Genomic DNA, 23779 nt, shown 5'->3' with positions numbered 1-23779 from the left:
GGCAAAAGCGTGCGGTCCGGAGTCGGCCGGGGGCGGCGCCGACCGCGAGGTCGGCGGCGAGGTCGGCCGTGACGGCCGCTCGGATCGATACGTATTTAATCAACGATTTAGATGATAAAATCATATCACGATGCTCGACGTGTCGTCCGAGGAGATCACGGACGGGCCGCTTGGGCGCGCGCTCGCGTTCCTCTCGGTGCCGATCGTCGCCCAGCAGCTCGCGCTGACCGCCCAGAGCATCGTCGACGTGCTCTGGCTGGGGCGGTACAGCGGCGACGCGGTCGCCGCCGTCGGGCTCGTCGCCCCGCTGGTCGGCCTCGTCGTCGCGGTGGCCGGCGGCGTGTTCACCGGCGAGCACGTCCTCGTCTCCCAGCGCGTCGGCAACGACGACGAGCGCGGGGCGAGCCGCGCCGTGTTCCACGCGCTCGTCGCCGCCGTCGCGGTCATGCTCCTGTTGCTCGGCGTCACGGTCGCGGTCGGGCGGCAACTCGTCGGCCTGTTCGACCCCGGCGCGAACGTGGCGCGCCTCGCCGGAGTGTACCTCGTGGCGATGACCGGCGCGTTCACCGTCTCGGCCGTCAGCGACGTGTTCGAGTACGGCTTCATCGGCGCGGGCGACTCCCGGACGCCGCTGTTCGTCAATCTCCTGTCGATCGGCATCAGCATCGGTCTCGATCCCGTCCTCATCTTCGGCTACGGCCCGATCCCGGGGTACGGGATCGCCGGCGCCGCCTACGCGACGGCGATCGGCTTCGGCGTCGGCGCGGTCGTCATGATCGCCGCCGCGGTGTGGGGACGCCGGGGGTTCACCTTCCACCTCGACGCCGTCTCGCTCGACGTCGCGGAGTTCCGCGAGTTGGTCGCCGTCGGCGCGCCCAAGACCGGGCAGGGGATCGCCCGACAGGTGGCCCGCCTCGTCGTCGTCGCCATCGTGTCGGTGACCGGCGGCGCCGCCGCCTTGACGGCGTACACCATCGGGGCGCGGGTCGCGACGGTGGTGTTCGTCCCCGCCGCCGCCATCGGCTCGGCCGGCACGACGCTCGTCGGGCAGAACCTCGGCGCGAACCAGCCCGCCCGCGCCACCCGCGCGACGTGGCTCGGCGTCGGCGTCGGCGCGGTCGGGCTGGGGGCGATCGGGGTCGTCCAGTACCTCTTCCCGACCGCGATCGCCGGACTGTTCGTGCCCGGGATCGAGGGCGAGGCGCTGGGGCTGTCCGTCGCGTACCTCCAGATCCTCGCGCTCGGCTACTGGGCGCTCGGCACCATCTGGACGGTCGAGGCCGGCTTCAACGGCGCCGGCCGGACGGACGTGAGCATGTACTCGACGATGCTGCAGTACTGGGCCGTCCGCGTCCCGGTCGCCGCGGTCGGCGCGTTCGTGCTCGGCTGGGGCGCGCTCGGTCCCTTCTGGGCCGTGACGGTGTCGAACGTCGTCGCCGCCGCGGGGCTGGTCGGCTACTTCCGGTACTCGACGGCCGACGGCCTCCACGAGCGGGCCGCCGAGTCCGCGGGCGAGACGGCCTCGGCGGACTGACGCGCCGACGCGCCCGCGACCCTCGTCCCGCCGAGCGCGGTCCTCAGAACTCCTCGCCGGGGTCGATCCCCTCGGCGTCCTCGGCGGGCGGTTCGATCCCGACCGCCTCCGGGTCGACGTCGAACTCCCGGCGGAGCTCCCGCATCCGGTCGCGGATGTCCGCGGCCAACTCGAACTCGAGGTTGCTCGCGGCTTCCTCCATGCGCTCCTCGAGCGCCTGGATCCGCGCTTGCGCCTCCTCCTCGTCGGCGACGTCGTCGCCGGAGAGCCCGGAGGTGTCCGTCTTCGACCCGGGGAGGTTCGTCTCGCCGATCTCCTTGTCGATCGTCTGCGGCTCGTAGCCGTGCTCCTCGTTGAACTCGCGCTGGATCTCGCGGCGGCGGCGCGTCTCGTCGATCGCCGACTCCATCGCCCCGGTGACCTCGTCGGCGTACAGGATCACCTCGCCGTCGACGTTGCGGGCCGCCCGCCCCATCGTCTGGACGAGCGTCGTCTCCGATCGGAGGAACCCCTCCTGGTCGGCGTCGAGGATGGCGACGAGGCTCACCTCGGGGATGTCCAGCCCCTCGCGCAGGAGGTTGATGCCGACGAGCACGTCGATCTCGCCTAGACGGAGCGAGCGGATGATCTCGTGGCGCTCCAGCGTGTCCGTCTCGTCGTGCATGTACGCCACCTCGACGCCGGCCTCCTCGAGGTACTCGGTGAGGTCCTCGGCCATGCGCTTGGTGAGCGTGGTGACGAGGGTGCGCTCGCCGCGCTCGATGCGGTCGTCGATGCGGTCCATCAGGTCGTCGACCTGCCCCTCGGCCGGCTCGATGGTCACCTCGGGGTCGACGAGGTGCGTGGGGCGGACGATCTGTTCGACGATCCGCTCGGAGTTGTCGCGCTCGTAGTCGCCGGGGGTCGCCGAGACGTACAGCCGGCGGTCGGTCTTCTCGACGAACTCCTCGAAGGTGAGCGGGCGGTTGTCGTACGCCGTCGGGAGCCGGAACCCGTTGCCGACCAGCGAGTCCTTGCGGGACTTGTCGCCCTCGAACTGCCCTTTGATCTGGGGGAGCGTCTGGTGGGACTCGTCGATCACCGTGAGGAAGTCGTCGGGGAAGTAGTCGAGCAGCGTGTACGGCGCGTCTCCGGACTCCCGATCCGAGAGGTGGACCGAGTAGTTCTCGATCCCCGAGCAGTAGCCCGTCTCCTGCAACATCTCGATGTCGAAGGTCGTGCGCTCCTCGATGCGCTGGGCGGCGACCAGATCCCCTTGGCGCTCGAAGTACGAGACGCGCTGTTGCATCAACTCCCGGATCTCCGAGACGGCCTGATCGATCTGCTCCTCGGGCAGGGAGTAGTGCTCGGCGGGGTGGATCAGTGCCGCCGGCTCCTCGCTGACGACCTCGCCGTTCACCACGTCGACCTTGCGCATGCGGTCGATCTCGTCGCCCCACAGCTCGATCCGGACGGCGTGGCGGCCGTACATCGGGAACACCTCGACGGTGTCGCCGCGCACGCGGAACGTCCCCTGCTGGAAGTCGACGTCGTTGCGCTCGTAGTTGAGGTCGACCAACTGCTTCAGCAGGTCGTCGCGACCGATCTCTTGACCGACCTCCAGTTCGAGCGCCATCCCGCGGTAGTTGGTGGGGTCGCCGAGCCCGTAGATGGCCGAGACGGAGGCGACGACGATTACGTCGTCGCGCGTGAGCAGCGACCGCGTCGCGGAGTGCCTGAGGCGGTCGATCTCGTCGTTGATGGACATCTCCTTGTCGATGTACGTGTCCGTCTGCTCGACGTACGCCTCCGGCTGGTAGTAGTTGTAGTAGGAGACGAAGTACTCGACCGCGTTGTCGGGAAAGAGGTTGCGGAACTCCTCGTACAGCTGCGCGGCGAGCGTCTTGTTGTGGGCGATGACGAGGGTGGGCGTGTCCAACTCCTCGACGACCCACGAGACGGTGTTCGTCTTCCCGGAGCCCGTGACGCCGAGCAGCGTCTGCTCGGTCATCCCGGACTCGTAGCCGTCGACGAGCCGGCGGATCGCCTCGGGCTGGTCGCCCGCGGGGTCGAACGGGGCGTCCACCCGGAACGGCTTCTCGGCCTCGGGACGGTCCGGCGAGAGGGGCCCCTCGGATTCGCTCATTGACGGTGTGTGGGGTGGGAGGCACTTGACGAGCGCGGTCGAACGAGCGAGCGGCGCGAGCGAGAGAGACCGCGAGCGACGGCGGCGTGCTCGTGGGCGCGCCGCCCATCGAAGGGTGCCACGAACGAGCGAGCGGAGCGAACGAACGAGACCGCGAGCGACGGCGGCGCGCCACGGAACCGCTCCGCCGCAAGGTGCGCGGGCGCCGCCGAGCGCTGCACTCGTGTCACCGACGCCGGCGACGTTCGCGACCGCCGAAACGCCTACCTCCCGAAGCGGAGAATCGGGCGGTATGACACGACAACTGCTGGCGGACGCGAGCGCGCACCTCCGACGGGCCGCCGACGCCGCCGACGGCGAGGCCGCCGAGCGCCTCGCGCGCGTCGCCGACGCGCTGGCGGAGGCAGCCGACGCCGACGCCGGCCCCGACCACGGCTGGATGGCGAAACGGATCCACACGATCCGCGACGCCGCCGGCGACGCCGGCGGGGAGGCGGCCGACCACGCCGAGGCCGCCGTCGACTGCATCAGCGAGTACCGGTCGGACGTCCCCGGCGTCTGAACGGCGCCCCGATTTATCAGGGGGCGGCACCACGCTCGCGCCATGAGAGTCGCAGTCGTCGCCGTCGGCCAGGCCGGCGGGAAGATCACGGACGCACTCCTCCGCTACGAACGCGACAGTCGCGAGGACGTCGTCGTCGACGCGGTGGCGGTCAACACCGCGCGCGCGGACCTGCTCGGCCTCCGGGAGGTGCCGCCACAGAACCGGGTGTTGATCGGCGGCGACCGCGTGAAGGGGCACGGCGCGGGCGCGGACAACGAACTCGGCGCCGAGTTGGCGCGCGACGACATCGACGAGGTGCGCGACGCCGTCGACGCGATCCCGACGAGCGACGTGGACGCGTTCCTCGTCGTCGCCGCGCTCGGCGGCGGGACGGGGTCGGGCGGCGCGCCCGTCATCTGCCGGGAACTGCGCCGGATCTACGAGGAGCCGGTGTTCGCGCTCGGGGTGCTCCCCGCGCGCGACGAGGGCGGCATCTACACGCTCAACGCCGCGCGGTCGCTCCAGACGGTCGTCGAGCACGCCGACGCCACCCTGCTGTACGACAACGCCGCCGGGCGCGAGTCGGGCGAGAGCCTCGCGGGGGGCTACACCCGCGTCAACGAGGCGATCGCGCGCCGGCTCGGCGTGCTGTTCTCCGCGGGCGAGGCGACCGATCCGAGCCCGGAGAAGGTCGTCGACGCCAGCGAGATCATCAACACGCTCGGCCGGAGCGGCGGCGTGGCGTCGCTCGGCTACGCGACCGCGCCGCTCGAGCGCAAGCGGGGGATCTTCGGCGGCCGCAAACCCGTCTCGGAGGACCCGCTGGAGACGACGACGCGGGTGAGCGCCACCGTCCGGCGGGCGGCGCTCGGGAACCTCACGCTGCCGTGTGAGCTTCGGGACGTCGAGCGCGCGCTGGTCGTCGTCAGCGGCCCGCCCGAGACCCTCTCGCGCAAGGGCGTCGAGGACGCCCGCGCGTGGCTGGAGGAGACGACCGGGACGCCGGAGGTGCGCGGCGGCGACTACCCGCTTCGCGACACCGACCACCTCGCGGCGGTGGTCCTCCTCGGCGGCGTGACCGAGGCGCCCCGGCTCCGCGAACTGCGCGCCGCCGCCGTCGAGGCACAGCGCAACGTCGCCGCCATCGCCGAGCGCGCCGACCTCTCGGGAGGGATCTGGGACGCCGAGGGAGTGGAGCCGCTGTTCTGACGGCCCGAAGACCCCCCGGGAGCGGCCTCAGCAGACGTTCTTCGGCTTGACGCCCATCGACTCCAGCGTCTCGACGTAGTCGGCGTACGCCGTCTCGACGACCGCGTCGGCCGCCTCGCGGGCGCTCGCCCAGTCGTCGTCGCCGTCACAGACCGCCTCGAGGAGCGCGAGCGCGTCGTCGAGCCGGGCCGCGAGGTCGTCGCGGACGCCCCGGAAGTCGTTCGAGGACGCGGGGTCGGCGTCGCCGACGAAGAAGCCGACCGTCTGCTCGGCGCGGGTGTGGGCGACGACGAGCCGGCCGTAGAGGCCGCCGGCGCGTTCGGCCGTCCCGTCGAGGGCCGCGAGGCCGTCGTACTCCGGGTAGTCGTGGAGCGCGTCGTCCGCCGGGTCGGCGTCCGGGTCCGCCACCTCCCGGTGGTCGCGGGCGTCCTCGGCGACGTCGCCGAACAGCGCCGCGGCGTCGCCGTTCGCCTCGTCGGCGCTCCACGCCTCGAACGTGCGGCCCGCGAGCGCGAACTCGGCGGCGACGGCCGCGCGAACGGCGTCGGCGTCCATCTCGCCGCCCGTGAGCGCGTACAGCGACTTCGAGGAGCCGAGCCGCGACAGCGGCGTCTCGTTGTCGTCGCGGAACTCGTCGGAGAAGGTGGCTGCGTCCATGGGCGAACGTACACCGGTGTGCCGCTTCAATCCCGCGCCCGCCGTCCGCGCCGACGACACGCTTACGGCGCCCGCCCGGAAGACCGGAGGTGTGTCACGTCCCTCCGACGGGTCGCGGTCCGTCTCGGCGGCGCTCGGCGCCGCCGGTCGCCTCCTCCGCGACCGTCCCGCCGCCGTCGTCCCCGCGTACCTGCTCGCGCTCGGCCTGACGACCGCCGCCCGCGTCCCCGTCGTCGTCGGACTGGCGGTCGCGCTCGGCTCGCTCGCCGCGACCGGCCGGCTCGAACCGATCGTCCGCGCGGTCGTCGACCTCCAGAACGCCGCCCGCGAGGCCGAGGGCGGGGCCGGCGCCGCCGGCGCGGGCGACCCCGGGACGCCCGCGGTGCCGGACGCGCTCCCCGCCGGGGTCGAGGCGGCGGTCGCGAACGCCGTCACGCCGACCGTCGTCGCCGCGCTCGCCGGCGGCGTCCTCGGCGCCGTCGTCGTCGGCTTCCTCGCCGGCGGCGTGTCGAAGGCGGTCACGTACGGCACCGTCTGGGCCGGGCTCGACGGCCGCCCGCCGCTGGCCGACGGCGTCCGGACCGCCGGCCGCTGGCGGACGTTCCTCGCCATCTCGCTCGTGCGCGTCGTCGTCGCGGTCCTCGCGGTCGGCGTCCCGCTGTTCGTCGGGCTGAACCTCGCGGCATCGCCGGCGGTGCTCGCCGGGGACCCGAGCGCCGCCGCGGCACTGGTCGTCCTGCTGACGGTCGCGGCCGTCGGCCTCGGCGTGGTGGTCGTGCTCCTCGCGTCGTTCCTCCTCGCGTTCGCGGAGTCGGCCGCGGTCGTCGACGGCCGCGGCGCGTGGGGGCGATCCGCGCGAGCCTCGGGTTCGTCCGGCGCCACCCGGCCCACGCCGTCGGCTTCGCGCTCGTCGCCCTCGGCGGGTACGTTGCCGCCGTCGTCGCCGTCGCGCTCGCGAACGCGGCCGGCGCCGGCAGCCTCGGCGGCATCGTCCTCCCGCTGGTGGTCGCCCCGTTCCTCGACGCGGCCGCGACCGCGCTGTACGCCGGCGTCGACGGGACGACGTCGGCCGGGTCCGGGGCCGGGTCCGGATCCGGATCCGGGTCGGCGGAGCGACGGCCGGCGACGGCCCGTGTCCGTGCGGGGTTGGGCCTCGGCTGGCGCGAGTTGGTCGGCTTCTGCCGGGGCCACGCGCCGGCCGTCGCGGCGGCGCTCGGCGTGCTCGTCGCCGGCATCGCCGTCGGCTACGCGACGACGGCGCCGTACGGCGTCACCGCCGAGGGGCCGGCGGACGTGGCGGGGGTGTTCGGCGCGGTCGCGGTCGGCCCGTTCGTCACCATCGCGGCGAACAACTGGGTCGTGAGCGCCGGCCTCGCGTACGGCGGGCTCGCGTTCGGGCTCCCCGCCGTCTCCGGGCTGGCGTTCAACGGCGTGCTCGTCGGGGCGCTCGCGGGCGTGTTCGACCGGACGGCGTTCCTCGCGCTCGTCGCGCCCCACGGCGTGCTCGAACTGCCCGTCATCGCCGTCGCCGGCGGGCTCGGCCTCCACCTCGGCGGCGTCGGCTGGCGGGCGGTGCGCGGGGAGACGGACGCCGAGCGCGTCGCCGGGGAGCTGGAGCGCGCGGCGTGGGTGCTCGTCGGGATCGGGGTCCTGCTGGTGGTCGCAGCCGCCATCGAGGCGTTCCTCACGCCGCGGATCGCGGCGGCGGTGCTGGGCGGGTAGCGTCGAAAGAACGGTGAGGTCGTCGCGGTCGGCCGACTCAGTCGCCGCCGGGCTCGCTGCCCTTCACGATCGGCGCGCGGACGAGGTTGCCCCACTCGGTCCACGAGCCGTCGTAGTTGACGGTCTGGTCGGCGCCCACGAGTTCGTGGAGCGCGAACCACGCGACCGAGGAGCGCTCGCCGATGCGGCAGTACGCGACGATCTCGTCGTCGCCCTCGGCGAGCACGTCGGCGTAGAGGTCCTCGAGCTCCGCCTTCGTCTTGAACGTCCCGTCGTCGTTGGTGACGGACGCCCACGAGATGTTGCGCGCGCCGGGGATGTGGCCGCCGCGCTGGGCGGTCTCCTGCAGGCCCGGCGGGGCGAGGATCTCGCCGCTGTACTCCTCGGGCGAGCGCACGTCGACGAGCGGGACGCCCGCGTCGATGGCGGCGTCCACGTCGTCGCGGTACGCGCGGATCGACTCGTCGGGCTCCTCGGCCGTGTACTCGGTCGCCGGGAACGACGGCTCCGCCTCGGTGGTCGGGTAGTCGTTCTCGATCCAGTACTCGCGGCCGCCGTCGAGCAGCTTCACGTCGTCGTGGCCGTAGTACTTGTACTGCCAGTAGGTGTACGCCGCGAACCAGTTCGAGTTGTCGCCGTAGAGGACGACCGTCGAGTCGTTCGCGATGCCGTGCTCGGCGTTGAGCGCCTCGAAGTCCGCCTTCGTGAGCACGTCGCGCTGGGTCTGGTCCTGGAGGTCGGTCTCCCAGTTGAAGCCGATCGCGCCGGGCGCGTGGCCGGAGTCGTACGCCTCCGTGTCCACGTCCACTTCGACCAGTCGGTACGCCGGGTCGTCGGACTGGAACTCGTCGAGGTGGGCTTCCACCCAGTCGGCGTCGACGAGCACGTCCTTCGCGTAGTCTGTCATTGCGTGAGGGTGTACGCGCGCTCGCCGTATTAATCCGCCAGCCGCGGCAGAGGCGGCCAATCGTCCGTCGAACCGGACGATGTTGCCGCCGGATCCGGGGCGCGGGGTCGACAGCCCCTCGCGACGACGACACGCCCTCGGGGCGCCGGAGCGGTCGCGCGACGGAGCCGGAAGATGTTGCCACCGCTCCGGACGCGCTGCCGACCTCGCCGACTCGGGCGGGCTTTTGCCCGCCCGGCGTGAACGGCGGGGCATGAGCGACACGTTCGTCTCCGCGGCGTGGCTGGCCGAGCGCCTCGACGACCCCGACGTCCGCGTGGTCGACGTCCGCGACGGGTGGGAGTACGACGGCATCGGGCACCTGCCGGGCGCGGTGTCGGTCCCGTTCGACGAGTTCCGGTCGAGCGCGGGCGACGAGGGGATGCTCCCCGGCGCCGAGCGCTGGAGCGAGCTGCTGTCGGCCGCCGGCGTCGACGCCGACGACGACCTCGTCGCCTACGACGACGAACACGGCGTGTTCGCGGCGCGCTTCCTCGTGACCGCGGAGCTGTACGGCCACGACCCCGCGAGGCTCCGCGTCCTCGACGGCGACTACAGCGCGTGGAGCCGCGAACACCCCACCGAGCGGGAGGCGCCCGACCCGGCGCCGACGGCGTACGAGCCGCGCGAGCCGCGGCGCTCGCCGCTCGTCGACTTCGCCGGCGTCGAGGCGCGACTCGACGGCGACACCGTGATCGTCGACACGCGCGACCCCGACGAGTACGCCGCGGGCCACCTCCCCGGCGCGGTCAACCTCGACTGGCTCGAGCTGGTCGACGCCGACACGCGCGGGCTGAAGCCCCGCGAGGAGCTGACGGCGATCCTCGCGGACCACGGGATCACGCCGGACCGTGAGGTGCTCCTCTACTGCAACACCGCCCGCCGGATCAGCCACACGTACCTCGTGCTCCGGCACCTCGGCTACGGGGACGTGCTGTTCTACGAGGGGAGCCTCACCGAGTGGGAGCGGCGCGGCGGCGAGACCGTCAGCGAGTAGCGTCGTCGTCCGCGTCGGCGTCCGGCTCCGAGGTCGTGTCCGGCTCCGACTCGGTGTCCGACGCCGTCCCCGCGCCGGCGCGGTCCTCGCCCCCGTCGCCGAGGGGGTCCGGGTCGCGGCCGGGGCGCGCGTCGCGACCGCCCCCGGCGCCCGGCCGGGAGCCCGCGTCGGCCGCGGGCGTCGACGACCCGGGTAACTGCTGTTGGGTGGTGACGCCGTTGGCCGAGAGGAGGCTGACCGTCTCGGCCAGCAGCGCGACGACCAGCGGGCCGACGACGAAGCCGATGGCGCCGAGGGTGAGCAGGCCGCCGACGAAGCCGATGAAGTAGACGGAGACGGGGAGGTCGGTCGCGCCGCCGGCGAGGCGCGGGCGGATCACCGCGTCCGGGACGAACCCGATCAGGACCAAGCCGACGACGAGCACGATGGTCGCGCGGAACACGTCGCCGGCGACGAGGTCGACGACGGCGAGCGCGACGACGACGATGCTGGGGCCGAGCACCGGGACGAACTGGAGGACGCCCGCGACCACCGCCAGCGCGAACGGCGACTGGTAGCCCAACGCGGCGAACGTGAGGAGGGCGACGACGAACGTGGCGACGGCGGTCGCCCCCTGCAGGACGTAGATCGCCCGCAGCGTCGAGGCGGTCCGCCGGTGGAGCGCCAGCAGGACGTCGTGGTACTCGCCGGGACACAGCCGCAACAGCGCCGCCCGCGGCGCCCGCGGCTTCAGCAGGAGCCCGTACACGAGGATGACGAACACCACCAGTTTCAGCGCGATGACCGGCGCGGCCGCCGCCAGCGAGATGGCGAGCGTCCGCAGCGTCGCCTGCGCGGTCACGAACACGACGTCCGTCTCGATGACGTACACCATCGAACCGAGGTCGACGACGATCTCCGCGGGGATCGTGGCGACGAAGTCGAGGAGGTCCCGCCGGCGCCGGTACAACACGTACGCCAGCGGCACCGCGAGCGCGACGACGCCGAGGAACCCCGCGACAGTCGCCGCGCCCGCGGCGGCGCGGGCGGGGTAGCCCCGGTCGCTGACCCACTGCCGCAGCGGGTACAGCACGTACGCCACCGTCACGGCGAACACGACCGTCGAGAGGACGCTCTCCAGAACCACCGCGGTCAACACGAGGATACCGGCGAGCAACGCCGCGAGCGCGGTCCGCCGGCTTGGCTGCATGCACGTACACGGCCCTCCCTGGTACAAAACGGTTGCCCGGAACGCGACGCGACGGGCGGACCGTCGCCGTTAACTATCTCCGGGTGTGACCACCCAGTAATGACACACACGGATCGGAGTCGACGGCGGTTCCTCCGGGTCGCGGGCGCGGCGGGCGTGGCCGGGCTGGCCGGCTGTGCGGCCGAGCCCGTGGAGGACGGGCCGAGCGACTCGGCGGGCGGGACGAGCGACGACGAGGTGACGACGGCGGGGACCACGACCGGCGAGCCGACCGCCGCGATGGCGGACACGCTCGTCGTCGCGACGTACCCGCCGTTCGTCGACGCGCCCTCCACCAGCCCCGGCGCGTGGCTGAAGGAGGAGTTCGAGTCGGCGTTCGACGCGACGCTGGTGTACCAGACGCCCGACTCGGAGCTGAACTACTACATCGAGCGCGCCGTGCAGGGCGTCGACTTCGAGGCGGACGTGTACGTCGGCCTCGACACCGGCCAGCTCATCGACGCCGACGGCAAGCGCGGCGAGGGGCAGTTCACCGACCCGCTGTTCGCCGAGGCCGGCGACGTCGCGGGGCTGGACCGCGTGAAGGAGGGCCTCCGCTTCGACCCGCAGAACCGCGTCGTCCCGTTCGACACCGGCTACGTCTCGCTGGTGTGGAACGCGACGATGGACGACGGCGAGTTCGTCGCGCCGGAGACGTTCGAGGAGCTGGCGACCGCGCCGTACGCGAACGACCTCATCGCGCAGAACCCGACCACGTCCTCGACCGGCGAGGCGTTCATGCTCCACACGGTCGACGCCTTCGGCGAGGACGGCTTCCTCGACTACTGGAGCCGCCTGCAGGACAACGGCGTCACGGTGCTGGGCGACTGGTCGTCCTCGTACTCGGCGTACCTCAACGAGGAGGCGCCGATGGTCGTCTCCTACTCCACCGACCAGGTGTTCGCCTCCGCCGAGGGGCAGGACCTCGACAAACACCAGATCCGCTTCCTGAACGACCAGGGGTACGCCAACCCCGAGGGGATGGCCCGCTTCGCCGCCAGCGACGCGCCCCGGCTCGCCCGGCGGTTCATGGAGTTCGTGCTCCGGCCGGAGATCCAGGCGGGCATCGCCCAGCGCAACGTCGCCTTCCCGGCGATCACCGACGCCCCGCTGCCCGACGACTACGCGCAGTACGCCAAGGAACCCGCCGAAGCGGTCACCTTCACGTACGACGACCTCGAAGCCAACCTCAGCACATGGACGGACCAGTGGTCGCGGCGCTTCGCCGGCGGGTGAACGAGGCCCGCGCCGCCGCGAGCGGCGACCGCTCGGTCGCCGCGGAACGACTCGCGCTCCCCCTGCTGGCGCTGGTCGCCGCCCTCCTGCTGGCGCTGTTGTTCTACTACCCCGTGGCGACGGTGTTCGTCGACGCCGTCGTCGAGGACGGCCGGCTCACCTTCGGCCCGCTGGTCGCGGTGCTCACCGACCGGTTCTACGTCGGCCGCGTCCTCGGGTTCACGGCGTATCAGGCGCTCCTCTCGACGGGGCTGAGCGTCCTCCTCGGACTGCCGGGCGCGTGGGTGCTCGCCCGCTTCGAGTTCCGCGGTCGGCGGACGCTGCGCTCGGTGACGATGGTGCCGTTCGTCCTCCCCTCCGTCCTCGTCGCGGCGGGCTTCTACGCCACGTTCGGCGCCAACGGGAGCCTCAACACGGTGTTGTCGGCGCTCGGCCTCCCCGCGGTCGACCTGCTGCCCTCGCTGGGGGCGATCCTCGTCGCGCACGCCTTCTACAACGCGCCGCTGGTCACCCGGGTGGTGACGGCCGCGTGGGAGTCGGTCGACGCCGGCGCCGTCGAGACCGCCCGCTCGCTCGGGGCGTCGCGCCGGCGGGCGTTCCGCGACGTGGTGGTCCCGCAGCTGCTCCCCGCCGTGCTCACGGGCGCGGCGCTGACGTTCGTGTTCACCTTCGCCTCCTTCGCCATCCCGCTCGCGCTGGGCGGCGCGCAGTTCGCGACCATCGAGGTCTTCATCTACTCGGCCCGGCGGCAGCTGGAGTACGGCCGCGCGGCCTCCCTCGCCGTGCTGGAGACGGGCGTGTCGCTGTCGCTGATGGCGCTGTACCTCCGGTACGAGCGCGAGCAGTCGGCACGGCGTCGGGGCGTGCGGACGCTCGTCCGGCGCCCGCTGGTCCCCGACTCGTGGACGCGCGAGCGGCTCGTCCGGCGCGCCGCGGTCGCGGGCTACGCCGTCGTCGTCGCGCTCGTGTTCCTCGCGCCGCTGGCGAGCATGATCTACGCCAGCGTGAGCGTCGAGGGGCGGCTCACCCTCGACGCCTACCGGTTCCTCCTGGAGCGGCAGACGACGGGCGCGGCGTTCCAGGTGAAGCCGTTCCCCGCAGTCGTCAACTCGCTGGTGTTCGCGGCGGCGACGCTCGCCGTCGCGCTCCCGCTGGGCGTCGCGATGGGCGTGCTCACGACCCGGCGGTTCAGGGGTCGGTGGGCCGTCGACGCCCTCTCGATGGCGCCGCTGGCCGTGTCGGGTATCGTCGTCGGCCTCGGTCTCCTCCGGGGGCTCGTGTTCGGGGTCGAGGCGTTCGGCTACCGCTTCACCGTCACGGGCGCCGTCGCCATCGTCGCGGCGCACGCCGTCGCCGCCTACCCGTTCGTGGTGCGGACGGTGGCGCCGCCGCTGGACCGCCTCGACCGCGCGCTCGTCGAGTCGGCGCGGGCGCTCGGCGCCTCGCGGGCGCGGACGGTGCTCGACGCCGAACTGCCGCTGGTGTGGCCCGGCGTCGTCGCCGGCGCGGCGTTCGCCGTCGCCATCTCCATCGGCGAGTTCGACTCGACGGTCATCCTCGCGGAGGGCGGCGGCACCTACACGATGCCCGTCGCCGTCGAGCGGTTCATCGGGCGCCGGCTCGGCCCCGCGACCGCGATGGGCACCGTGTTGCTGGCGGTGACGGCGGCCGCGTTCGTCGTCGTCGAGCGCGTCGGGGGTGAGTTCCGTGGGTAGCGACCCCGGCGCCGACGACGCCCGCGGCGGCGACGCGGGCGCCGAGCCGGCGGGCGTCCGCGTCGAGGACCTCCGCGTCGAGTACGGCGCCACGACCGCGCTGGACGGCGTCGACTTCCGGGTCGAGCCGGGCGAGTTCTTCACGCTCGTCGGCCCCTCCGGCTGCGGCAAGACCACCACCCTGCGCTGTCTCGCCGGGTTCGAGCAGCCGACCGGCGGCACGGTGGAGATCGGCGGCGAGTCGATGGCGGGGGTTCCACCCGAAGCGAGGGGGGTCGGCGTCGTGTTCCAGAGCTACGCGCTGTTCCCCCACATGACCGTCGGCGAGAACGTCGCCTACGGCCTCCGGTTCGCCGACCCGCCGGGGGGCACGACGCGGGACGAACGCGTCGCCGAGTTGTTGGCGTTGGTCGACCTCCCCGGCTTCGCCGACCGCGACCCCGACACCCTCTCCGGGGGGCAACAGCAGCGCGTGGCGCTGGCGCGGGCGCTGGCGCCCGCGCCCCGCCTGCTCCTGCTCGACGAGCCGATGTCGGCGCTGGACGCCCGCCTCCGCGAGCGGCTCCGGGTGCAGGTGCGCGAGATCCAACGCGAGGTCGGGCTGACGACGGTGTACGTCACCCACGACCAGGAGGAGGCGCTGTCGGTGTCCGACCGCGTCGCCGTCGTCAACGACGGCCGGATCGAGCAGGTCGGCGCGCCCCGGGAGCTGTACGACGCGCCGGCGACGCGGTTCGTCGCCGGGTTCCTCGGCGACAACAACGTCCTCGACGGGACGGTCACGGGACACGGCGCCGCCGGGGGCGGGTCCGCCGCCGCCGGCGCGACGCTCGCGGACCTCGACGTCCCCGGAGTCCGCGTGGGCGACACCGACGCGCACGTGCTCCCGGTTCCAGTGGAAGCCGGGGGGTCGGTGCGACCGGGTGCCACCCTGACCGTCTGCGTCCGGCCGGAGCGGATCCGGGTACGTCGGGGGGATCGCGGCGTCGGCGAGGGGCGCGCGGCGTTGCCCGCGACGGTCGAGCACACCGAGTTCCTCGGCGACTCGACACGCCTCCGCTGCGACTGGAACGGCGTGGCCGTCACCGCGCGCACCGGCGGCGAGCGGTCGTTCGCCGTCGGCGAGGGCGTGACCCTGGGCGTCGACCCGGACGACGTGCGGGTGGTCGAGCAGGAGTGACGCGGGGATCGGAGCCGGAGCGGACCAACCCCCTCGGTCGGCGTCCGGTCAGGGCGCGACGCCGACCGTCAGGAGCGTCCCGAACTCGCGGTAGCGCTCGACCATCGCCTCGCGGCTCTCCCACGAGGAGGTGGGGAACTCCTCGGCCGGCGGGATGTCGACCTCGCGGTCGGCGACGTTGTCCTGCGCGGCGACGTGGAGGCCGGCCTCCCGGAACGCCGTGCGGTACTCGGCGGCGTCCCACCGCGTCATGTCGACCGAGATGGTGTCCTGCCACTCGTGGCTGTGGACGTTCTCCTCGTAGTAGTTGACCGCGCAGTGGAACGTGCCGCCGGGCTTCAGGACGCGAGCGACCTCGCGGAGGGTCCGGTGGGGGTCGTGGCTGTAGTAGAACGCCTCCATCGTGACCGCGTGGTCGAGCGAGTCGTCGGCGAACGGGAGGTGGCCGAAGTCGCCGACGACGAAGCCGAGGTCGGCGTCGGGCTCGGCCTCTCGGGAGTACTCGCGGGCGTTGTGCGCCATCTCTGGCGCGCCGTCGAGGCCGTAGCCGCGCGCCATCCCGGTGGTGTCGGCCAGCGCGCGCAGGGCGTAGCCGCTCCCGGTACCCAGATCGAGCACGCGGTCGCCGTCCTCGACGGGCATCCGCGCGAGGACGTGCTTCGCGGTGTGCCAGTGGCGCTCCTCCATCCCTTTGTCCCGGCCGTCGGCCGCCCAGGCGTCGAACTCGTCGCGGACGCTCATGGCGGCGGGTCGGCGGCGGGCGCCAAATCCCCGTCGGTGTCGAGCGCGCCGACCCCCGCGGCGACGGCGCCGAACCGGGGCGCGCGACACGAACGCGAGGTGAGGGTTTAGGACGGATGCGGTCCAAGCGTCGGTATGCACGTCCGGGACGCGGTGGAGGCGGACGCCGAGGCGCTCGCGGCCATCGCGGACGCCCCGGCCGACGCGATGCGGGGACTGGTCCACGACCGAACCGTCCGCGTCGCCGTCGAGGACGAACCCGCGACGGACCCGAACGAGGACCTCGACGCCGACCCCGACGACCTGCTCGGGTTCGTCAGCTTCGACGTCCGCGGCGACACGGTCCACGTCACACAGTTCGGCGGCACGCGCGCGGCCGCCGAGCGCCTGCTCGCGGAGCCGCTGCGGTTCGCCGCGACCGAGGCGTTCGCCGTCGAGTTGCTCGTCGTCGAGGGCGAGGACGACCTCCGCGAGGCCGCCGAGAGCGCGGGGTTCGCGGAAGTCGGCGCCGGCCCCCGCTTCGAGGGGAAGACGACGACCAGGTACCGCGCCGACGACCCCTGAGGCGGCCCGTCGCGCGGCGTGGGTCCGTCCCTCGAAGCCGGGTCCCGTCGGCAGAACTACGTCCGCGGGCCGACACGTTCGGCCATGGAGCTCGCGATCGTCTCCGACTCGCACATCCCGGAACGGGCCGACGCGATCCCCGAGCGGTTCCGCGAGCGCGTCGCCGCCGCCGACCACACCCTCCACGTCGGCGACGTCCAGACGCCCGACGCGCTCGCGACGTTCCGCGACCTCGCCGGGGAGTTGACCGGCGTCCGCGGCAACATCGACCCGGCCGACATCGGCCTCCCCACCGTCGCGACGGTCGAGGCGGCGGGCGTGACCGTCGTCGCGGTTCACGGCGCGGTGAACCCCGCGACCCGCGACCCGACGATCGGTCCCGATCCCGACCCCGACGACTGGATGGCCGCCGAGGGCGTCGTCGCCGACGGCCACGACTGGCTGGCGGCGGTGACGACGACCGCCCGAGTCGTCGCCGCCGAGGGCGTCACCCCGGAACTGGAGCGCGCGTGCGTCCCGGTCCCGGCCGAGGTCGAGGCCGCCGACGCCGACGCCGTCGCGGCCGCCGCCGACCGCGCGCCCGACCCCGAGGGGACGGTCGTCGCCGTCGGCGGCCACAGCCACCGCGTCGTGGAGGACACCCGCCGCGGCGTCACGGTGTTGAACCCGGGCACCGTGACGGGCGCCGACCCCGGGCCGCGGACGACCATGATGACCGTCGAGGCGGCCGACGGCGACGTCGACGTGACCCTCCACGAGGCCGACGGGTAGCGAGTCGTCGGCGGGCCCCCGGCCGCCCTCGCCGCGACCGACGGGAGGCGGGCGAACGACGGGGGCGTCGCTTCGGGTGGAACCGACGCGGGCGAGACACGCGGGTCGTCGCCCGACCAGCGGCGGTCGCCGTCAGACGAACTTGCGGACGGTCATCTCCAGCGTGTCGAGATCGAGGATCGGGGCGTAGCCGGCGTCGGGGTCGATGTTGACGGACTTCTGGAAGTCGGTCTGCGCCTGCCAGCAGCCGGAGTTGACCGCGAGGACGTTGTGGTACTTCCCCCCAGCCCAGTTTGTGGACGTGGCCGGTGTGGAACACGTCGGGCACCTCGTCGATGACGAGGTAGTCGCGCTCCTCGGGCGCGACGCGGGTGCGACCCCCCGAACTGGGGGGCGACGTGGCGCTTCTTCAGCAGGTGGTACATCGCCTTGTGCGGCTCGTCGTAGCTGGCCTTCTCGGCGGGCAACTCGGCGATCACCTCGTCGAGGGAGACGCCGTGGTACATGAGGACGTTCACGCCCTCGACGTCGACCATCGCGGGGTTGCTGACGATCTGGGGGTCGTGCGCGCTCATGATCTCGCGGAGTTCCTCGTCGAAGCCGGGTTGGGGTTCGGCGAGGCGGACGGCGTCGTGGTTGCCGGGGATCATGACGATCTCCATGTCGCCGGGGACCTCCTTGAGGTGCTCCGCGAACGCCTCGTACTGCTCGTAGATGTCGACGATCGTCAGCTCCTCGTCCTGGTCGGGGTAGACGCCCACCCCCTCGACCATGTCGCCGGCGACGAGGAGGTACTCGACGTGTTCGGCCGCCTCGGTGTGGAGCCAGTCGGCGAAGCGGGACCACGCGTCCGCGAGGAACTCCTGGGAGCCGACGTGCACGTCGGAGATGAGCGCCGCCTGGACGTGGCGGTCGGCGGTGCTCGGGCGGTGGGTGCGGGGGACGTCCGGGAAGTGGATCGCGTCGACGAACACGATGCCGGCGTCGTCGGCGAGCGTCCCCGACACCGCGATGCACTCGTCCATGAGGAGTTCGTTCACAAGGTCCGCGATGTCGCGGTCCTTCATCACGAGACACGGGAACGTCCCGGTGGTGTCCTCCAACTCGATCAGCCAGTGGCCCGAGGCGGTCGACCGGATGTCGTTGACGAGCCCGATGATCTCCACGTCGGCGCCGCCGCCCATCGCCTCGACGGAGTCGGCCGGCCGGTGGTTCACCCGACCGCGCAGTTGCCCCGACAGCCGTTCGTAGCGGTCGCGGAACACGCCGACGAACTCGTCGTACGCGCCCGTCCCGGTCGACTCGCCGGTCATGTCGTTGGCGACGACCGGCTTCGTCGGGGAGCGGCTCCCGACGGCCGATCCCGACCCCCCTGTTTCGCGTGGAGCGTCGCCGGTCGCGTGTGTCGATCCGGTCGGGTCGGTTCCAGTCGAAACGGAGGGGTCGTCGGCCGCGGCGGACGGGGACGGTCCGGCCCCCGCTTCGGGGTCGGCGGACGCCTCGGGTGTGGCGTCGGCGGGCCGGTCGGCGGGTCGGTCGGCGGGCGACCCCCGGTCGGTCCGTCCCGGCGCGAGTCGCCGTCGACCTGTGGCGGGTCCGGCGCGGGGTCGGCCTCGAGCGCCGCGCGGACGTGCGCGACGGTGAGCACGAGCGCGTCGTCGGGGGCGGCCTCGACGGCCGCCTCGAGCGTCGTCGCGGGCGCCGCCGACTCCGCGATGAGGGTCACGGCCTCGCGTTCGGCGTTGAGGCCGCGGCTGGTGAGCGCCTGCACGACACGCGAGGACGACTCCAGCGGCACGGACCGAGGTGAGCCGGCGGCGGGCAAAAGGGTAGCGGACGGCGGCCGGGCGGCGGGACCGCGGGACGGGGAGCGGCGCCGAGGCGGGCCGTGTGGGCGGGTAACAGAAGGTTCAACACCGCCCGCCGGGTTCGTGTGGGCAATGAGCGACGACGGGCGGTCGCCCGACGACCCGCTGACGCGGTTCCTCCAGGCCGACAGCGGCGCGCTGTTGTTCGTCCGCGAGGTGCTCTCCTCGGCGCTGGCGGTCGCGCTGGTGGGGGTGTTGCTGTTCGCCATCGCCGGCGTGTGGCCGCCGATGGTCGCCGTCGAGTCCGGGAGCATGGAGCCGCACATGGAGCGCGGCGACCTCGTGTTCATCACCGAGCCCGATCGCTTCTCGCCGGCGTTCGGCCACGACGACACCGGCGTCGTGACCTACGAGACCGGGGCCGTGGAGGGGTACTCCACGTTCGGGATGGCCGGCTCCGTGGTCGTCTACCGTCCGCCCGGCGAGGGCGGGCCGCCGATCATCCACCGGGCACGGTTGCACGTGGAACAGGGGGAAAACTGGGTCGACCGCGCGAACCCCGACTACCTCCCGGCGACCTCGTGCGAGCAGGTGCCGTCGTGTCCCGCCCCCTACGCCGGCTTCATCACGAAGGGCGACGCCAACTCGCAGTACGACCAGGTCAGCGGCATCGCCCCCGTGGTGAAGCCCGAGTGGGTCCGCGGCGTCGCCCGGGTGCGCGTCCCGTACCTCGGCTACGTCCGGCTCGTGTTCTCGGAGGCGATCCTCGCACAGACGGGGCCCGGCGTCGACGTCGCCGCGGCGACCCCGACGGCTCCCGTCGACGGCGGTGCGACGAACGCGACGACGCCGCCGGGCGAGCCGTCGCCGCCGACCGCCGCGTCGCCCCGGAGCGCGAACGCCGGACCCGTCGCGCTCGGCGTCCGGTAGCCCGACTGACCGCCGGTAGCGCGAGCGGTCGGCCGATAGCGCGAGGGCGCGGTCGACGATGCACCCGTACAGGACAGCCGACGGACGGCGCGTCCGGTCACGTCCGGTCGCGTCGGGGGCGCGCCCCCCGGTTTCGTTTGGAACCGATATCGCGTCCGAAACCGGGGGCTCCGCGGGGGCGGTGGAGTCGAAACGATCGGGTGTGAGCCGCCGTGTCGGACGGCGGCCGGGTCAGTTGTCGAACCGCGCCTGGACGAACGGCTGGACGTCCTCGATGTCGCCGAGACGGGAGTCCGACAGGAGGACGGCTTCGGTCTCCTCGACGGGGACCGAGAGGCTGATCTCCTTCGTCCGGCCGTACCGGCCCTTGGAGACGACGACGGCGTTGACGATGCCGAGCATGTCGAGCTCGGAGATGAGGTCGGTGACGCGGCGTTGCGTGAGGACGTCGGCGTCGATCTCCTCGCAGAGCCGCTTGTAGATGTTGAACACCTCGCCGGTGTTCACGTTGTGGACGCCGTTCTGCTCCAGCAGGATGATCGAGAAGAGGACGATCTTCGACTGGGTCGGGAGCGTGCGCACGACCTCGACGACGCGGTCCAACTCGATCTTGTCCTGCGCCTGCCGGACGTGCGCCTCCTCGACGAGGTCCGCCTGCGAGCGCTCGGCGAGTTCGCCCGCCGTCCGGAGCAGGTCGAGCGCCCGCCGCGCGTCCCCGTGCTCCTGCGCGGCGAACGCCGCACACAGCGGGATCACGTCCTCGGTGAGCGCGTCGCCCTTGAACGCGATGTCGGAGCGGTGCTGGAGGATGTCCCGGAGCTGGTTCGCGTCGTACGGCGGGAACACGATCTCCTCCTCCCCGAGGCTCGACTTGACGCGCGGGTCGAGGAAGTCGGTGAACTTCAGGTCGTTCGAGATCCCCATGATGGAGATCCGGGAGTTGCTCAGCTCCGAGTTCATCCGCGAGAGGTTGTACAGCGTGTCGTCGCCCGACTTCTCGACGAGTTTGTCGATCTCGTCGAGCATGATGACGACGACGCGCTCGTGGTAGTCGACGGCGTCGAAGAACGTCGAGTAGACGCGGTCGGTGGGCCACCCCGTCATCGGCACCTCCTCCATCTCCTCGCGGTCGGCCTCGAGGTCGGCGATCCGGTCGTCGACGGCGTCGACGGCGTCGAACTCCGTGTCGGTCAGCGCGTCGGGGTGGTCCGTCGCGGCCGATCGGAGGTCGCGGAGCTCCGCGAGGCGTTCGTCGATGACGGCCTCGTTCTTCTCGATGAACTTGTTGGCCAGCTGTGCGAGCACGCGGTACTGGGTGTCGGTCACCTCGCAGTTGATGTACTCGACCTCGCAGGGGACGTCGTACTTCTGGCTCGTCGACTCCAACTCCTGGGAGACGAACTTCGCGGACGCCGTCTTCCCGGTCCCCGTCTTCCCGTAGATGAGGATGTTCGACGGCGTCTCCCCGCGCAGCGCGGACACGAGGATGGTCGCCATCTTGTTGATCTGGTCGGTCCGGTGAGGGAGTTCGTGGGGCGTGTAGGAGGGACGGAGCACCTCCTTGTTCTCGAAGATCGGTTCCCCCGAGAGCAGGTCGTCGAACAGCCCCGTGCTGGCCTCGTCGTCGTCGCTCAACACCTCGTCGACGTCGAGGTCCACGTCGGCGCGCGAGCGCGACCCGGATCCGAACTGGAACGACCCGCCGGCGGACGCCGGCTCGTCGCCGTCGCCTCCCGGCGTCGCCTCCGGGTCCGTTCGTACGCTCGATCCGGTCTCGTCGTCTTCGGCGTCGGTGTCCGTGTCGGCGTCGCTCGCCCCGTCCGCCGATCCCTCCGTCGTTCCCTCGTCCCGTGTCATCGATCGGATACCCCTTTGTTTCGACTGGAACCCGAACCGCTCACCCACCGAATCACGGCGCGTGACCCCGTGTCCGTCGAAGTTGGTCCTCACCTCGGGGACGGCCGGTGTCCAGATGATGCAATCGAAACGGTCGGACAGCCTCCTCAAAAGCGTTACTATTCGGACGGGATCCTCGCGACGGGGGGTCCGACACCGGCGGCCGTCCCCCGCGAGGGAGTCGAGCCGACCGGGAGCCGGTTCGTCCGGCGTAACCGGATTCGACTAGAAAGAGGGGGCGGGCCGTACCGCCGTCGGCATCTCGGCGGGCGTCGCCGGGGGCCGATCCGAACCCCCCCACCCCTTCGTTTCCGGTGGAACGGCACGGGGACGGGGGTGGGGGTGGGTCCGTCTAGATGCCGGCATCTTTATATCGAATGCCAGCCAACAATATCCGCACGACTAGCAGATTGGTTTTATTTTGTGTGGTGGGGTGAACTAGAGAACCGCGGCGCCGGAACCCGACCCACCTCCTCAGGCGGGTTCCACCCGAAACGAGGGGGTGGGGGTGTCCTTCTCGGGGGCTCGACGGGGGGACAGCCGGGCAGAACGGACAGCCGTTCGACACGACCGCCGCGTTCGCTGCCGCTCCCGGACGGGCACCGTTCAGGAGACCGTCCGCTTAGCCGACGCCGCTAGCGTCGCCAGCGGCCGAACCGCCCCCGGTCGCGGGTGCCACGGTTCGTCCTCGCGGCGACACGCGACGTCCACGCTCGGGCCGTCGGTTCCGGACCGCCAGTCCCGTAGCGGTACCCTTCCCGACCGGACGCCGACCCTACCCGCCCCCTCCTTCCGGTCGAGCGCTCCCCGGACGGCGGCCACCCGGGAGCCGGAAAGCGTGACGTAACCCGTCTGACGTAGTGCTTAAGTGGCGTGGCTGGTTTGGGGCGATAACGCCCTCCACACGGGACGGAGGCGCACGGAGGCCAGGATGGGTCTGCTCACCAATCTCAGGGATAGCATCACACGGGTCACCGATCGGCTCTTCGCCGACGAGGAACCCAAACGCATCGGGATCTACGGGCCGCCGAACGCCGGGAAGACGACGCTGGCGAACCGCATCGCCCGCGACTGGACCGGCGACGCGGTCGGGCCGGAGAGTCACATCCCGCACGAGACGCGTCGCGCGCGCAGAAAGGAGAACGTCACCATCGAGCGGAACGGGAAGACCGTCACCATCGACATCGTCGACACGCCCGGCGTGACGACGAAGGTCGACTACAAGGAGTTCCTCGACCACGACATGGAGAAGGACGACGCCGTCAAGCGGTCGCGCGAGGCGACCGAGGGCGTCGCCGAGGCGATGCACTGGCTCCGCGAGGACGTCGACGGGGTCATCTACGTGCTCGACTCCACGACGGACCCGTTCACGCAGGTGAACACGATGCTCATCGGGATCATCGAGAGTCAGGACCTGCCGGTCCTCATCTTCGCGAACAAGGTCGACCTCGACGAGTCCGACGTGAAGCGCATCTCCGACGCGTTCCCGCAACACGAGACGGTGCCGCTGTCGGCGCTGGAGGGGGACAACATGGACGAAGTGTACGAGAAGATCGCGGAGTACTTCGGATAATGCCCGAGGCAACCACACCCGACGACGGCGACGCCGGCGACGGGGTCAGACTCGACCTCATCAGCGGCGCCCGCATGGAGGGGCTCACCTCGATGGAGAAGATCCGCCTCATCCTCGATTCGGTGCGCGACGGCGACATCGTCGTGCTCGAGGCGGGACTGTCGCCCGAGGAGGAGTCGAAGCTCATCGAGGTCACGATGACCGAGATCAGCCCCGACGACTTCTCCGGCATCGAGATCGAGACGTACCCCTCGACCCACCAGCCCAACCAGGGGCTGATGGGACGCCTCCTCGGCAAGGAGGAGGCGCCGAAGAAGCTCACCGTGATCGGGCCGGCCAACCAGATCGAGACGCTGCACAAAGACGAGGACCTCATCAGCGCGCTCGTCTCCCGGAGGTAGTC

Annotated in this window: 19 protein-coding genes and 1 pseudogene; 13 read left to right on the top strand and 7 right to left on the bottom strand. The window is 72.2% G+C overall.

Features of this window, described 5'->3' with window-relative positions; all coding sequences use genetic code 11:
* The first annotated feature begins 130 nt into the window (after positions 1–130).
* The gene (locus tag P0R35_RS12910; RefSeq protein ID WP_284012864.1) at positions 131–1534 is read left to right on the top strand and encodes an MATE family efflux transporter; all 1404 of its coding nucleotides are present in this window, start codon (positions 131–133) and stop codon (positions 1532–1534) included.
* A 43-nt stretch (positions 1535–1577) separates the two neighbouring features.
* Here the strand turns inward: P0R35_RS12910 and uvrB are convergent, their stop codons facing one another.
* Entirely contained in the window at positions 1578–3659 is a 2082-nt protein-coding gene (gene uvrB / locus P0R35_RS12905; RefSeq protein WP_284012863.1) for an excinuclease ABC subunit UvrB, read from the bottom strand.
* A gap of 292 nt (positions 3660–3951) precedes the next feature.
* Between uvrB and P0R35_RS12900 the strand changes: the two genes are divergently transcribed.
* Both P0R35_RS12900 and P0R35_RS12895 read left to right on the top strand, forming a co-directional pair.
* Positions 3952–4221, top strand: coding sequence for a DUF7553 family protein (locus P0R35_RS12900; protein ID WP_284012862.1), 270 nt, complete (start codon positions 3952–3954; stop codon positions 4219–4221).
* Between the two features lie 42 nt (positions 4222–4263).
* A complete protein-coding gene (locus P0R35_RS12895; RefSeq protein ID WP_284012861.1) occupies positions 4264–5412 on the top strand; it encodes a tubulin/FtsZ family protein in 1149 nt (382 codons plus the stop codon).
* Positions 5413–5439: 27 nt separating this feature from the next.
* On the opposite strand, the gene P0R35_RS12890 is transcribed toward P0R35_RS12895, so the two are convergent.
* On the bottom strand, positions 5440–6069 hold the full coding sequence (locus P0R35_RS12890; RefSeq protein ID WP_284012860.1) for a transcription antitermination protein: 630 nt from the start codon (positions 6067–6069) through the stop codon (positions 5440–5442).
* A gap of 840 nt (positions 6070–6909) precedes the next feature.
* Between P0R35_RS12890 and P0R35_RS12885 the strand changes: the two genes are divergently transcribed.
* Entirely contained in the window at positions 6910–7791 is an 882-nt protein-coding gene (locus P0R35_RS12885; RefSeq protein ID WP_284012859.1) for a stage II sporulation protein M, read from the top strand.
* Positions 7792–7828: 37 nt separating this feature from the next.
* Here P0R35_RS12885 and P0R35_RS12880 read toward each other — a convergent pair whose 3' ends face one another.
* Complete coding sequence (locus P0R35_RS12880; protein ID WP_284012858.1) at positions 7829–8698, bottom strand: sulfurtransferase; 870 nt, start codon at positions 8696–8698, stop codon at positions 7829–7831.
* 253 nt (positions 8699–8951) lie between these two features.
* On the opposite strand from P0R35_RS12880, the gene P0R35_RS12875 reads away from it, so the two are divergent.
* Positions 8952–9734, top strand: a complete 783-nt coding sequence (locus P0R35_RS12875; protein ID WP_284012857.1) for a sulfurtransferase — start codon at positions 8952–8954, stop codon at positions 9732–9734.
* Here the strand turns inward: P0R35_RS12875 and P0R35_RS12870 are convergent.
* Positions 9724–10923: an AI-2E family transporter gene (locus tag P0R35_RS12870; protein ID WP_321170429.1), complete on the bottom strand. Its 1200-nt coding sequence runs from the start codon at positions 10921–10923 to the stop codon at positions 9724–9726. The genes P0R35_RS12875 and P0R35_RS12870 overlap by 11 nt on opposite strands.
* Before the next feature lie 99 nt (positions 10924–11022).
* Between P0R35_RS12870 and P0R35_RS12865 the strand changes: the two genes are divergently transcribed.
* The 3 genes from P0R35_RS12865 to P0R35_RS12855 are packed head-to-tail and all read left to right on the top strand — an operon-like array spanning position 11023 to position 15093.
* On the top strand, positions 11023–12198 hold the full coding sequence (locus P0R35_RS12865; RefSeq protein ID WP_284012856.1) for a thiamine ABC transporter substrate-binding protein: 1176 nt from the start codon (positions 11023–11025) through the stop codon (positions 12196–12198).
* Positions 12159–13913 carry an ABC transporter permease gene (locus tag P0R35_RS12860; protein WP_284012855.1) on the top strand — a complete coding sequence of 585 codons (1755 nt, stop codon included), beginning with the start codon at positions 12159–12161 and terminating at the stop codon, positions 13911–13913. Before P0R35_RS12865 ends, P0R35_RS12860 begins: the two co-directional genes overlap by 40 nt.
* Complete coding sequence (locus P0R35_RS12855; protein ID WP_432765009.1) at positions 13906–15093, top strand: ABC transporter ATP-binding protein; 1188 nt, start codon at positions 13906–13908, stop codon at positions 15091–15093. The genes P0R35_RS12860 and P0R35_RS12855 overlap by 8 nt, the downstream gene beginning before the upstream one ends.
* Positions 15094–15141: 48 nt before the next feature.
* On the opposite strand, the gene P0R35_RS12850 is transcribed toward P0R35_RS12855, so the two are convergent.
* The gene (locus P0R35_RS12850; RefSeq protein WP_284012854.1) at positions 15142–15834 is read right to left on the bottom strand and encodes a class I SAM-dependent methyltransferase; all 693 of its coding nucleotides are present in this window, start codon (positions 15832–15834) and stop codon (positions 15142–15144) included.
* 135 nt (positions 15835–15969) lie between these two features.
* Between P0R35_RS12850 and P0R35_RS12845 the strand changes: the two genes are divergently transcribed.
* The gene (locus P0R35_RS12845; RefSeq protein ID WP_284012853.1) at positions 15970–16398 is read left to right on the top strand and encodes a hypothetical protein; all 429 of its coding nucleotides are present in this window, start codon (positions 15970–15972) and stop codon (positions 16396–16398) included.
* An 84-nt stretch (positions 16399–16482) separates the two neighbouring features.
* Entirely contained in the window at positions 16483–17169 is a 687-nt protein-coding gene (locus tag P0R35_RS12840) for a metallophosphoesterase family protein (protein ID WP_284012852.1), read from the top strand.
* 132 nt (positions 17170–17301) lie between these two features.
* On the opposite strand, the pseudogene P0R35_RS12835 reads toward P0R35_RS12840, so the two are convergent.
* Positions 17302–18967: pseudogene (locus P0R35_RS12835) on the bottom strand (DNA-directed DNA polymerase II small subunit).
* A 142-nt stretch (positions 18968–19109) separates the two neighbouring features.
* On the opposite strand from P0R35_RS12835, the gene P0R35_RS12830 reads away from it, so the two are divergent.
* Positions 19110–19907, top strand: a complete 798-nt coding sequence (locus P0R35_RS12830; RefSeq protein ID WP_284012851.1) for a S24/S26 family peptidase — start codon at positions 19110–19112, stop codon at positions 19905–19907.
* Between the two features lie 231 nt (positions 19908–20138).
* Here the strand turns inward: P0R35_RS12830 and P0R35_RS12825 are convergent, their stop codons facing one another.
* Positions 20139–21764 carry a Cdc6/Cdc18 family protein gene (locus P0R35_RS12825; RefSeq protein ID WP_284012850.1) on the bottom strand — a complete coding sequence of 542 codons (1626 nt, stop codon included), beginning with the start codon at positions 21762–21764 and terminating at the stop codon, positions 20139–20141.
* A 970-nt stretch (positions 21765–22734) separates the two neighbouring features.
* Between P0R35_RS12825 and P0R35_RS12820 the strand changes: the two genes are divergently transcribed.
* Positions 22735–23376, top strand: a complete 642-nt coding sequence (locus tag P0R35_RS12820) for an Era-like GTP-binding protein (protein WP_284012849.1) — start codon at positions 22735–22737, stop codon at positions 23374–23376.
* On the top strand, positions 23376–23777 hold the full coding sequence (locus P0R35_RS12815) for a DUF2073 domain-containing protein (protein WP_284012848.1): 402 nt from the start codon (positions 23376–23378) through the stop codon (positions 23775–23777). Before P0R35_RS12820 ends, P0R35_RS12815 begins: the two co-directional genes overlap by 1 nt.
* Positions 23778–23779 lie beyond the last annotated feature (2 nt).

The organism is Halobaculum litoreum (assembly GCF_030127125.1).
In the GTDB taxonomy this organism is placed as follows: Archaea; Halobacteriota; Halobacteria; order Halobacteriales; family Haloferacaceae; genus Halobaculum; species Halobaculum litoreum.
The sequence above is the reverse complement of the archived record's forward strand: the minus strand, read 5'-3'. Positions and strand labels throughout refer to the sequence as shown.

Bases quoted from the DNA above. Each gene is read 5' to 3' on its own strand.
- P0R35_RS12825 (WP_284012850.1), bottom strand. From the start codon at position 21,764: ATGACACGGGACGAGGGAACGACGGAGGGATCGGCGGACGGGGCGAGC.
- P0R35_RS12890 (WP_284012860.1), bottom strand. From the start codon at position 6,069: ATGGACGCAGCCACCTTCTCCGACGAGTTCCGCGACGACAACGAGACG.
- P0R35_RS12870 (WP_321170429.1), bottom strand. From the start codon at position 10,923: ATGCAGCCAAGCCGGCGGACCGCGCTCGCGGCGTTGCTCGCCGGTATC.
- P0R35_RS12865 (WP_284012856.1), top strand. From the start codon at position 11,023: ATGACACACACGGATCGGAGTCGACGGCGGTTCCTCCGGGTCGCGGGC.
- P0R35_RS12820 (WP_284012849.1), top strand. From the start codon at position 22,735: ATGGGTCTGCTCACCAATCTCAGGGATAGCATCACACGGGTCACCGAT.
- P0R35_RS12875 (WP_284012857.1), top strand. From the start codon at position 8,952: ATGAGCGACACGTTCGTCTCCGCGGCGTGGCTGGCCGAGCGCCTCGAC.
- P0R35_RS12900 (WP_284012862.1), top strand. From the start codon at position 3,952: ATGACACGACAACTGCTGGCGGACGCGAGCGCGCACCTCCGACGGGCC.
- uvrB (WP_284012863.1), bottom strand. From the start codon at position 3,659: ATGAGCGAATCCGAGGGGCCCCTCTCGCCGGACCGTCCCGAGGCCGAG.
- P0R35_RS12840 (WP_284012852.1), top strand. From the start codon at position 16,483: ATGGAGCTCGCGATCGTCTCCGACTCGCACATCCCGGAACGGGCCGAC.
- P0R35_RS12850 (WP_284012854.1), bottom strand. From the start codon at position 15,834: ATGAGCGTCCGCGACGAGTTCGACGCCTGGGCGGCCGACGGCCGGGAC.
- P0R35_RS12895 (WP_284012861.1), top strand. From the start codon at position 4,264: ATGAGAGTCGCAGTCGTCGCCGTCGGCCAGGCCGGCGGGAAGATCACG.
- P0R35_RS12830 (WP_284012851.1), top strand. From the start codon at position 19,110: ATGAGCGACGACGGGCGGTCGCCCGACGACCCGCTGACGCGGTTCCTC.
- P0R35_RS12910 (WP_284012864.1), top strand. From the start codon at position 131: ATGCTCGACGTGTCGTCCGAGGAGATCACGGACGGGCCGCTTGGGCGC.
- P0R35_RS12880 (WP_284012858.1), bottom strand. From the start codon at position 8,698: ATGACAGACTACGCGAAGGACGTGCTCGTCGACGCCGACTGGGTGGAA.
- P0R35_RS12815 (WP_284012848.1), top strand. From the start codon at position 23,376: ATGCCCGAGGCAACCACACCCGACGACGGCGACGCCGGCGACGGGGTC.
- P0R35_RS12845 (WP_284012853.1), top strand. From the start codon at position 15,970: ATGCACGTCCGGGACGCGGTGGAGGCGGACGCCGAGGCGCTCGCGGCC.
- P0R35_RS12860 (WP_284012855.1), top strand. From the start codon at position 12,159: ATGGACGGACCAGTGGTCGCGGCGCTTCGCCGGCGGGTGAACGAGGCC.